Source organism: Nitrincola sp. A-D6 (genome assembly GCF_000764495.1).
Lineage (GTDB): Bacteria > Pseudomonadota > Gammaproteobacteria > Pseudomonadales > Balneatricaceae > Nitrincola.
The window spans coordinates 1-9,963 of the sequence record NZ_JRLB01000044.1; the positions used below are offsets into that span (position 1 = coordinate 1).

General features: G+C 47.9%; 9 protein-coding genes and 2 pseudogenes. All 11 read left to right on the top strand.

From position 1 onward, the window contains the following. A partial coding sequence (locus LH51_RS08735) for a chemotaxis protein CheW (protein WP_036521599.1) occupies positions 1-452 on the top strand: 452 nt, incomplete at its 5' end. Continuing rightward, positions 452-877, top strand: coding sequence for a DUF2802 domain-containing protein (locus LH51_RS08740; protein WP_036521601.1), 426 nt, complete (start codon positions 452-454; stop codon positions 875-877). The genes LH51_RS08735 and LH51_RS08740, both read left to right, overlap by 1 nt. Before the next feature lie 103 nt (positions 878-980). Continuing rightward, on the top strand, positions 981-1,388 hold the full coding sequence (gene ndk / locus LH51_RS08745; protein ID WP_036521603.1) for a nucleoside-diphosphate kinase: 408 nt from the start codon (positions 981-983) through the stop codon (positions 1,386-1,388). 64 nt (positions 1,389-1,452) lie between these two features. Beyond that, positions 1,453-2,597: pseudogene (gene rlmN, locus LH51_RS08750) on the top strand (23S rRNA (adenine(2503)-C(2))-methyltransferase RlmN). Continuing rightward, entirely contained in the window at positions 2,598-3,368 is a 771-nt protein-coding gene (gene pilW / locus LH51_RS08755) for a type IV pilus biogenesis/stability protein PilW (protein ID WP_235263623.1), read from the top strand. Next, entirely contained in the window at positions 3,365-4,288 is a 924-nt protein-coding gene (locus LH51_RS08760; RefSeq protein ID WP_036521605.1) for a RodZ domain-containing protein, read from the top strand. Before pilW ends, LH51_RS08760 begins: the two co-directional genes overlap by 4 nt. A gap of 51 nt (positions 4,289-4,339) precedes the next feature. Next, on the top strand, positions 4,340-5,599 hold the full coding sequence (hisS, locus tag LH51_RS08765) for a histidine--tRNA ligase (protein ID WP_235263624.1): 1,260 nt from the start codon (positions 4,340-4,342) through the stop codon (positions 5,597-5,599). 6 nt (positions 5,600-5,605) lie between these two features. Further along, positions 5,606-6,265: a YfgM family protein gene (locus LH51_RS08770; protein WP_036521609.1), complete on the top strand. Its 660-nt coding sequence runs from the start codon at positions 5,606-5,608 to the stop codon at positions 6,263-6,265. Then, positions 6,262-7,410, top strand: coding sequence for an outer membrane protein assembly factor BamB (bamB, locus tag LH51_RS08775; protein ID WP_036521612.1), 1,149 nt, complete (start codon positions 6,262-6,264; stop codon positions 7,408-7,410). The genes LH51_RS08770 and bamB overlap by 4 nt, the downstream gene beginning before the upstream one ends. 62 nt (positions 7,411-7,472) lie before the next feature. Next, positions 7,473-8,910, top strand: a pseudogene (der, locus tag LH51_RS08780) (ribosome biogenesis GTPase Der). 3 nt (positions 8,911-8,913) lie between these two features. Beyond that, positions 8,914-9,756, top strand: coding sequence for a glutamate racemase (gene murI / locus LH51_RS08785; RefSeq protein WP_036521613.1), 843 nt, complete (start codon positions 8,914-8,916; stop codon positions 9,754-9,756). Positions 9,757-9,963: the final 207 nt, after the last annotated feature.

The following is a 9,963-nucleotide window of genomic DNA, read 5'->3' on the forward strand; positions in this document are numbered from 1 at the left end:
CAGAGCCAGAGCCAGAGCCAGAGGAGGATAATCTGCGTTGTATATTAGTGGATGTGCATGGCCTTAAGCTGGCTATACCGACTGATGATGTTGATGGTGTACAAGAAGTGCATGATCTAACCATGAGTATAGAATTGCGCCATGACTGGATGATCGGTCATTTTGGACGGGATGAGTGCCCAACTACCGTGGTGGACACCGGGCTGTGGGTGATTCCCGGTTCATACTCTGTAGATAAGGCCGATTATACAGATGTGCTGATTCTGAAAGGGCGCCGTTGGGCTTTGGCTTGTAACCAGATTATTAAATCTATTGACCTGCCTCGCTCTGCCATCAATATTAACCAGGATAAGGACCATAGAGCATGGCTTTATGGGACCAGTCTTGTTCATCGGTGTGCTGTGCTGGATACCGATCACTTGATTGAAGAGTTTGAGGTTATGATTGTTTAATGGAGACATGGACTGACAGTAGCTATCTATGGATAGCGCTGCTTGTTATGGCAGTGCTCTGCCTGGCATCTATTGTCATAGCACTGATTATTTGGTTCAGGATCCGGCGTCAGGAAAAACGTTATCAAGTGCTGATTAATGTTCTACGCAATGAAATTCAGGGTATGACTGGTAGCTCCATTGGTATGGGTAAGCGTTTAATAACGGTGGAACAGAAGCTTAATATTGCTGTCGAAAAGCAATATGAGTTAGAAAATCGTGATCCAGGCGTGTTGGCTTACAATCAGGCTGCGCGCTTGATGGAGATGGGTGCTGGTGTTGAGGATTTAGTGCGCTCTTGTGGAATCGGTCGTCCGGAAGCTGAACTTATGGCGCTATTGCACCGAGAATTGCAGGATGAGCGTTCACTTACCCACAAACATTGATACAGAAACTTTCAATGTATTTCTATTGGCTATTTTCTTGCTTATTCATCACGTATAATTATCGCCTTTTATCGACCTTAGTTTTATGTGGGGATACACGAATATGTCAGTTGAACGTACACTTTCCATTATCAAGCCAGACGCTGTTGCCAAAAATGTTATTGGTGAAATCGTCAGCCGCTTTGAAAAAGCCAACCTTAAAGTGGTTGCTATGCAGATGAAACAGCTAAGCCAGGCCGAAGCCGAGGGTTTCTATGCCGAGCATAAAGAGCGTCCTTTCTTTGCTGATCTGGTTGCCTTCATGACTTCGGGTCCAGTCGTGGTACAGGTGCTTGAAGGTGAGAATGCTATCCTTCTAAATCGTGAGTTAATGGGTGCTACCAACCCAAAAGAAGCGGCAGAAGGTACTATTCGCCGTGACTTCGCTTCTTCTATTGATGCCAATGCCGTACATGGATCCGATTCGGCGACTTCAGCCGAGCGTGAAATCAATTACTTCTTTGGTGCCTGAACAGGCTCCTTGCCTAGGCCAGTTTATGCTGGCCTTCTTATAATCAGACTGCGGGTACCGGGTCATGCTAAAACAGTCAGACAGAATTAACTTGCTGGGATTATCACCCGATGGGCTTGTGGCTTTTTTTGAGTCCATTGGTGAAAAGCGCTTTCGCGCAACCCAGGTTCTGAAGTGGCTGCATCAGCAGGGTGCCAGTAGCTTTGATGAGATGACTAATATCAGTAAATCACTGCGTCAGAAATTAGCGGAGGTGGCTGATATACGTGAACCTGAAGTGGTTCTCGAGAAAATATCCACGGATGGTACGCGTAAATGGGTTATTCGTATGGACGGTGGGTCCAGTATCGAGATGGTATTGATTCCCGAAGGTAGCCGGAAAACACTCTGTGTATCATCCAGGTAGGTTGCGCCCTTGACTGTAGCTTCTGCTCAACTGGCAAGCAGGGGTTCAATCGTAATCTGAGTGCGGCTGAAATTATCGGACAACTGCGTGTTGCGATTCGTTCTTTTGGGCCCTTTGATCCGAAAGATGAGCGCCGCGTCACTAACGTGGTTTTTATGGGTATGGGTGAGCCGCTGCTGAATTTTGAGAATGTTGTAGCGGCAACGCAATTGATGATGGATGACAATGCCTATGGTCTATCAAAACGGCGCGTAACCATCAGTACGGCCGGTGTTGTTCCTGCTATAGATAAACTGGCTGGTTTGAGTGATGTCTCGCTGGCTGTTTCGATTCATGCGCCCAATGATGCGTTGCGCGATCAACTGGTGCCGGTCAACCGTCGCTACCCGTTGAAGGAATTGATCGCATCATGCAATAACTATCTAAAGCACCTTGATGATAAGCGTGTGATTACTGTTGAATATACCCTGATGGAGGGTATTAATGATCAGCCTGAGCATGCGGTACAGTTACTAAAACTGCTGCGCAAGATGCCAAGCAAGTTGAACCTGATTCCCTTTAATCCTTTTCCTAACTCCGGGTATAAAAAGCCTACTGCGGATGCCATTGCCCGTTTCAAGGAAATCATCGTTCATGGTGGCATTATTACCACGGTTAGAAAAACGCGTGGTGATGATGTGGATGCAGCCTGTGGTCAATTGGTGGGTCAGGTTGAAGATAGAACCAGACGTAGTCAAAAATATCTGTCTGTGCTACAACTTGATGCCTCAAACGAGATGTTAACTCAAACAGGGGAAGGTTGAGTGAATAACAGGTTGATAGGTATTATTTTAATTTCGGTTTTTCTGGCAGGTTGCTCAGTGTCTGAAACTCAGAATAATCCTGATGCCAGCCCTGAGGCAGCTTTACAGGCCTACACACAGTTGGGTGTCCAGTATTTGCAGTCAGGCGATACTGTAAATGCAAAAAATTCGCTTCAGCGCGCGGTTGTTATCAGTGATCGATATGCGCCGGCGCAAAATGCTTTGGCACTTGTTTTTCAAGCAGAACGAGAATATGACCTGGCAGAAAAATACTACCGCCGGGCGATTGAGCTAGAGCCGATGAGCGCCATGTTTCACAACAACTATGGCGCATTTCTGTTTTCTCGCGAGCGTTTTGCAGAAGCTTGTCATGAGTTTTCACGGGCAACAGAAGATCCATTCTATGCTTCCAGAGCACAGGCGTTTGAAAATATGGGGCGTTGCTATCGCAGATTGGGCCGGAATGATGTTGCTGAACATGCTTTAAGGCGAGCCTTGGATTTGCAGCGCGACCGTCCTTATGCACAGGTGACATTGGCTGATCTGTTGCTTGAACAGGGCAATACGGCAGAAGCTGTTAGCTGGTTTGGGCGTTTTCGTGAACAGGTAGATGCCCGTATTGTCGAGCATGATGCCAATAGTCTTTGGGTCGGTGTCAGAATTGCCAGGGCAGATAAAAATGCAGGGCTGGCGGCCACATATGGGCTGTTACTGAGAAATCTTTATCCAAACAGTGAAGAGCATAGGCTGTTTAAGGAGTCGGCACATTGAGTAGCGATCAGCCGGAAAATCAGCAGGGTGGCTTTCCAGGGCATGAGTTTGTGACAGCTCGTGAAAAGCATAACCTGAGTTTGCAGCAGGTATCGGCAGAGTTAAATTTACCTTTGAAAGCGTTGAACGCTATCGAATCAGGTACTCCGCAGAGCTTTCATAATCAGGTATTTCTGCGCGGATATATCCGTACCTATGCTAAACACCTGCACCTGGATGCGAACCACTACGCCAATATTTACGCTAGTTTACCAGGAGTGGATCTCAAACCAACGCAGATACGTTCAACGACCAGTGTTCAGGAGCGTGATCCGTCACGGTCACCGTTTATGAAACTGTTTAGTTGGTTATTTGTGCTGGCGATTATTGCTGTGATTGTCTGGTGGTCGCGTGAGCAGTATGGACTGACACCGCCTCCGCCCCCGACCTCTTTACCTGAAGTTTCCGAGCCCTTAACGGATGTATTTGATCCACCGGTCTCGCCTGTTTTGCCTGTTACCTCTGTTCCAAGTGAAGAATTCAATCCGGGTGTTGAAGGTGAACAGGATGATAGTGTCTTATCTGAATCTATTGAAATTGCTGATGAATCTGTGATTGGTGATGCTGACACGGTATCCGCAGTAGATGTTTCAGAGCCAGATGCAGCTGTTGATCAAACTCTTGAATCATCCTCATCTCAGGGGCTCTATATTCGCTTTAGTGACGACTGCTGGATACAAATACGTGATGCATCTGATAGCCTTATCTACTCTGGTGTAGCACAAGGGGGGACTGATCTTCAGTTGGAAGGGGATGAGCCTTTATCGCTAGTGATTGGCCGCCGTGATGCAGTTGAAGAGCTGCTTTTTAATGGCGAGCTGATTAGTTTGTCGTCATTTACATCAGGTAATGTTGCGCGTTTTAGCCTTCCATTAAATTAATAGCAACTATATAAGGTAAAAGGTTTGGCCAAGATTAAAGCCATTCGTGGTATGAATGATATTCTGCCGTTGCAGACACCTCTTTGGCAGTACCTGGAGCAGAATACCCGTGCGGTATTGTCCAGTTATGGCTACAGTGAAATACGCACACCCATTGTCGAGCAGACTGAGCTTTTCTGCCGATCGATTGGTGAGGTGACTGATATTGTTGAAAAAGAGATGTATACCTTTGAAGATCGCAATGGCGAGAGTCTGACGCTGCGCCCTGAAGGTACGGCAAGTTGCGTCAGAGCTTGCGAAGAACATGGTTTGATTTATAACCAGGTCCAGCGCTTATGGTACACCGGTCCTATGTTTCGATATGAACGCCCGCAAAAAGGCCGATATCGTCAGTTTCACCAGATAGGTGTTGAAACCTTCGGAATGGCTGGTGCGGATATAGACACCGAATTACTGTTGCTTACGGCCCGCTTGTGGAAAGCGCTGGGAGTCAGCCATGCTGTTACCTTGCAGCTGAACACACTGGGTAGCAGTGAAGCTAGAGCGGCTTACCGTAACAGGCTAGTGGACTATCTTACGGAACACCAGGATCAACTGGATGAAGATAGCCGTCGTCGTCTGACAACAAATCCGCTACGTATACTCGACAGCAAAAACCCAGAAGTGCAGAATTTACTCAATGATGCGCCCGATTTCCATGCGTGCCTGGATCAGGAGTCCCTGGCGCATTTTGAGCAACTTAAGGCTAATCTGGATGCAGCAGGCATTGCTTATGAGGTTAATCCACGCCTGGTGAGAGGGTTGGATTATTATGGTCGTACTGTCTTTGAATGGGTTACCGATAAACTGGGTGCTCAAGGTACGGTGTGTGCTGGTGGGCGCTATGATGGTTTGGTGGAACAGTTGGGCGGGCGTCCGACACCCGCTGTGGGGTTTGCCATGGGGGTTGAGCGCCTGATTCTATTGCTGGAGGCAGAGGCCTCACTGCCTGATTTTGTAAAGCGTCAGGCGGATGTGTTTGTTGCTGCTCTCGGAGATGAAGCTGCTGCAGCTGCTATGCATTTATCCGAAGAGCTAAGAGACAAAACAAACTTGCGTGTTACGCTTGATTGCTCAGGTGGCAGTGTTAAAAGCAAAATGAAAAAAGCTGACCGTAGTGGTGCCCGGGTTGCGCTATTATTGGGTGAAAATGAACTTGAGCGGCAAGTTGTTGCGCTAAAGCCCTTGCGTATGCAATCGGAGCAGCAAGAGGTTCCCTTAGATCAGGTAGCAACGCTATTGCTGGCTGGAACAGAGTATTTCGAGGAGTAGATTGACGTGGCAGAACTTCGTACTGAAGAAGAGCAGTTAGAAGCTTTAAAAAATTGGTGGAAGGAAAATGGCCGATCATTACTGATTGGTCTGGTTGTTGCTGTATCTGCTGTTCTTGGTTGGCAAGGTTGGCAGTCTTATACTGAAAATCAGGCCACTCAGGCTTCGTGGCTTTACCAGAATCTGGTTGAGGCGGTGGCATCAGAGTTGGATGAAAATCCTGACCCGCAAGTTGAGACTATTTTGCATTTAGGCAATCGCTTAAAAAGTGAGCATGGCAAAAGTACCTATGCTCAGTATGCTGCATTAATGCTTGCGCGTGTTGCGGTTCAGCAACAGAATTTTGAATCCGCTATTGAAGAGTTGGATTGGGTTCTTGGTCGTGCGCAAGAAGATGATATTAAACGCCTGGCTACTTTGCGTAAAGCCAGAGTGCTGTTGACAACAGATCAATATGACCAGGCTAGTGAGCTGCTGTCAGGTTTTGAACCAGATAGTTTTAGCGCAGTTTACTATGAATTATTAGGTGATGTAGCGTATAGCCAGGGTGACTTGATTGCTGCGATTAATGCCTATGATCAGGCACTCTTGGCTGCAGACAACGCACCCATAAGACCTGTTTTGCAAATGAAGCGTGACGATTTAGGCGAAGAGGCAGGCTCATGAATAGCGTTCTAAAAGTAGCCGTAATTGCTCTGATATTTGGCTTGCTCGCAGGGTGTGGATTCTGGGGTGGCGGTGAAGAAGTTCAGCCGGCACCGTTGGTTGATTTTTCAGCTGAGAACAGTGTGTCAGTAAAGTGGAGCGCAAACGTTGGTAGTGGTCCCGGACAGCGCTTTCATCAAATGATGCCATCTATAGATGGTGATAAGGTTTATGCTGCTGATAGTCAGGGTGTTGTAACAGCTTTTGATCGTCATACGGGTCAGCGTGCGTGGAGTATCAATTTAAAAGAGGCTGTTGTGGGTGGCGTGGGTGCCGGTTTCGGCCAGGTGCTGCTGACAACAAGAGCCGGTGAGGTTGTTGCACTTAATGGCAATGATGGCGCAGAGCTCTGGCGATTCAGGCTGGCTTCTGAGGTCACTGCTCAGGTACAGATCAACCGGGAAATTGTAGTTCTGCAACAGATCAGTGGACGTGTTACAGCGCTTGATAGAATGACAGGTGAGCATCGCTGGTCTTTTGATGCGCAGGTGCCAGCTCTAACCCTTCGTGGTACGGGTATTCCGTTGTTAGCAGCGGATGTGACCTTTACGGGGATGTCGAATGGACGACTGGTGGCATTGGATAATCGTGATGGTGAGTTGATCTGGGATCAACGAGTTTCTGTGGATGAGGGCCGATCCGAACTGGAGCGTATTGCGGATATCAATGGTCGTCCTCTTATTGTTGATAACATGCTCTTCGTTGTAGGTTATCAGGGCCGGTTGCTGGCAATTAACCCGTTTAATGCGCAGGTGCAATGGGCGCAGAATATCTCCAGCTACCGTAGTCCTGCTACAGGCTATGGTAATATTTATATAGCCGATGCTCAGGATAATGTGCATGCTTATGATGCGGCCAGTAGCGCGAGTGTGTGGTCTCAGTCAGCATTAACCAATCGATTGCTTACATCACCCTCTGTGCTTGGTAATACAGTAGTTGTGGGTGATCAGCAGGGTTATCTTCATTTTATGTCGCAGGTGAATGGGCGCTTTGTTGCCAGGTATCGCGTTGACTCTTCAGGGTTACAGGGCGATATGCTGGTGCGTGACAATGTCTTGTATGTACTTACCAATAGCGGCAGACTTGCGGCTATTACTCTAAACTGAACTGATTAAGTCAGTGGCGGCTGTGCATGTCGATGCGGTGCCGCCTTTTTCTGGAATACACTATGCTACCGGTTATCGCGCTTGTTGGGCGTCCCAATGTTGGAAAATCAACGCTGTTTAACAGATTGACACGTTCGCGAGATGCGCTTGTTGCTGACTTACCAGGGCTGACGCGAGATCGGAAGTATGGAGAAGGTCGTCAGGATGATCAGTCTTATATAGTTATAGATACCGGTGGTATTACTGGCGAAGAAACGGGTATTGACCATGCTATGGCGCAGCAGTCATTCATGGCGATCGAAGAAGCGGATATTATTTTTTTTTATTGTCGATGGTCGGGCCGGGTTGAATCCGGCTGATGAGATGATTGCAGACCAGCTGCGTCGCAGTGGTAAGCAGCATTATCTGGTGGTGAATAAAACCGATGGTATAGATCCGGATACGGCTATGGCCGATTTTCATGGTCTTGGTATAGGTATGCCTATACCGATTGCAGCATCTCACGGTCGTGGTGTGTTGTCGCTGATGGAAGAGGTGTTGGCACCCTATGTGCTTCCGCTTGAAGAGATCGAGGCGCAGGAGCTGGCGCGCAATGATGGTAGTATTCGCATCGCTGTGATTGGTCGGCCTAATGTGGGTAAGTCCACGCTGGTAAATCGGATGTTGGGTGAGGATCGTGTCGTCGTCTATGACCAGGCGGGTACAACGCGAGACAGTATCTACATTCCTTACGAGCGTGATGGGCAGAAATACACCCTGATCGATACGGCAGGTGTGCGTCGTCGCAAGCATATCACCGAGGTAGTCGAAAAATTCTCCATTGTTAAAGCGCTGCAGGCGATCCGTGATGCCAATGTTGTGGTCATGGTAATCGATGCGCGTGAAGGTGTGACGGAACAAGACTTACATTTGTTGGGTTTTGTTATTGATGCGGGTCGTGCCATGGTGATCGCACTGAATAAGTGGGATGGTATGACGTCTGAGCAGAAGGATAAAGTGCGTGAGCAAATCAGGCGGCGCCTTGAGTTTGCAACCTTTGCGCGTATGCACTTTATATCAGCATTGCATGGTACCGCTGTAGGGGATCTCTATGGTTCAGTGCATGAGGCCTACGATGCCGCCATGGCTAAGTGGTCTACCAATAAGTTGACGCGATTGCTGGAAGATATTGTTGCAGACCATCAGCCGCCCAGTGTTAATAATCATCGCATTAAACTTCGCTATGCGCATCAGGGTGGTTCTAACCCGCCTATTATCGTAGTGCATGGCAATCAAACAGATGCACTGCCCAACTCCTATAAGCGTTATCTCGAAAACCGGTTTATCAAAGTTCTGAAAATTCGTGGTACGCCCATACGTTTTGAGTTCAGGACCGGTAGCAACCCCTTTGCAGGTAAGCGCAATATTTTGACAGCGCGTCAGAAACTAAAGAAGCAGCGTAACCTTGATCATATTAAAGATATGAAGAAACGCTCTGTTAAGCGTGCGCGGAATAAGTGATCCGTGACTGTGGCAGATAACAGGCCTATTGGGTTATTTGATTCAGGTGTGGGTGGATTAACTGTCTTAAATGCAGCGCGTCAGGCATTGCCTGGTGAGAATCTGATCTATCTGGGGGATACGGCACGCGTACCCTATGGTACTAAAAGCCCCTTGTCGATTACCCGCTATGCGGAGCAGGCACTTAAAGCCTTACTGCGCTACGATATTAAAGCGCTGGTGGTGGCTTGTAACACAGCATCAGCGGTTGCTCTGGATGCGCTACAGTCCAGTTATCCTGAGTTGCAGATTATCGGTGTGATTGAACCTGGTGCACAAGCGGCCGTGAATATGACGCGTTCAGGGAAGATTGGTGTTATAGCGACAGAGAGTACAGTTAACAACCAGGCCTATCAAAAAGCAATACTGTCCTTGCTGCCCGATGCTAATGTTAAATCCGCCGCCTGTTCCTTGTTTGTAGCGCTGGCAGAAGAGGGTTGGCACGATGGTGAATTGGTTGAGGCGATTGTAAAGCGTTCACTCAGTGGGCTGTTTGATCACTATCGAGGCGGCGCTGAGTATCCTGATACGCTGGTGCTGGGCTGTACGCATTTTCCAGCACTTAAACTCGCAATTTCCCGGGTTGTAGGCGACAAGGTTTCATTGGTAGATTCTGCAGTGACTACGGCTGCAGTGATGAAGAAACAATTAACCGAGCGTGGCTTGTTAAATCCGGGTTCAACCGGGTATGTGCGTTTTTTGGTTACTGATGGACCTGAACGTTTCGCCCGCGTTGCACCGCTGTTCTACAGTGAGGCGGTTGAACCTGATCAAGTTGAACTAATCGACATCCAGCATTTCGCCTGAAATACGCAATTACCGGGCAGATATAAAAAAACTCTAAAAGACTGTTGACGCTCCATAACCAGGTCTATATTATACGCACCTCGCTTGAGACAACAGCCCAACACACCGGGCAGCTCAAGCCGCTCTTTAACAAATTAATCAGGTAATGCGTGTGGGCGCTTGTTCAGGTTAGGCATTAAAGCTTAATCAGAAACAAGCAACTATATG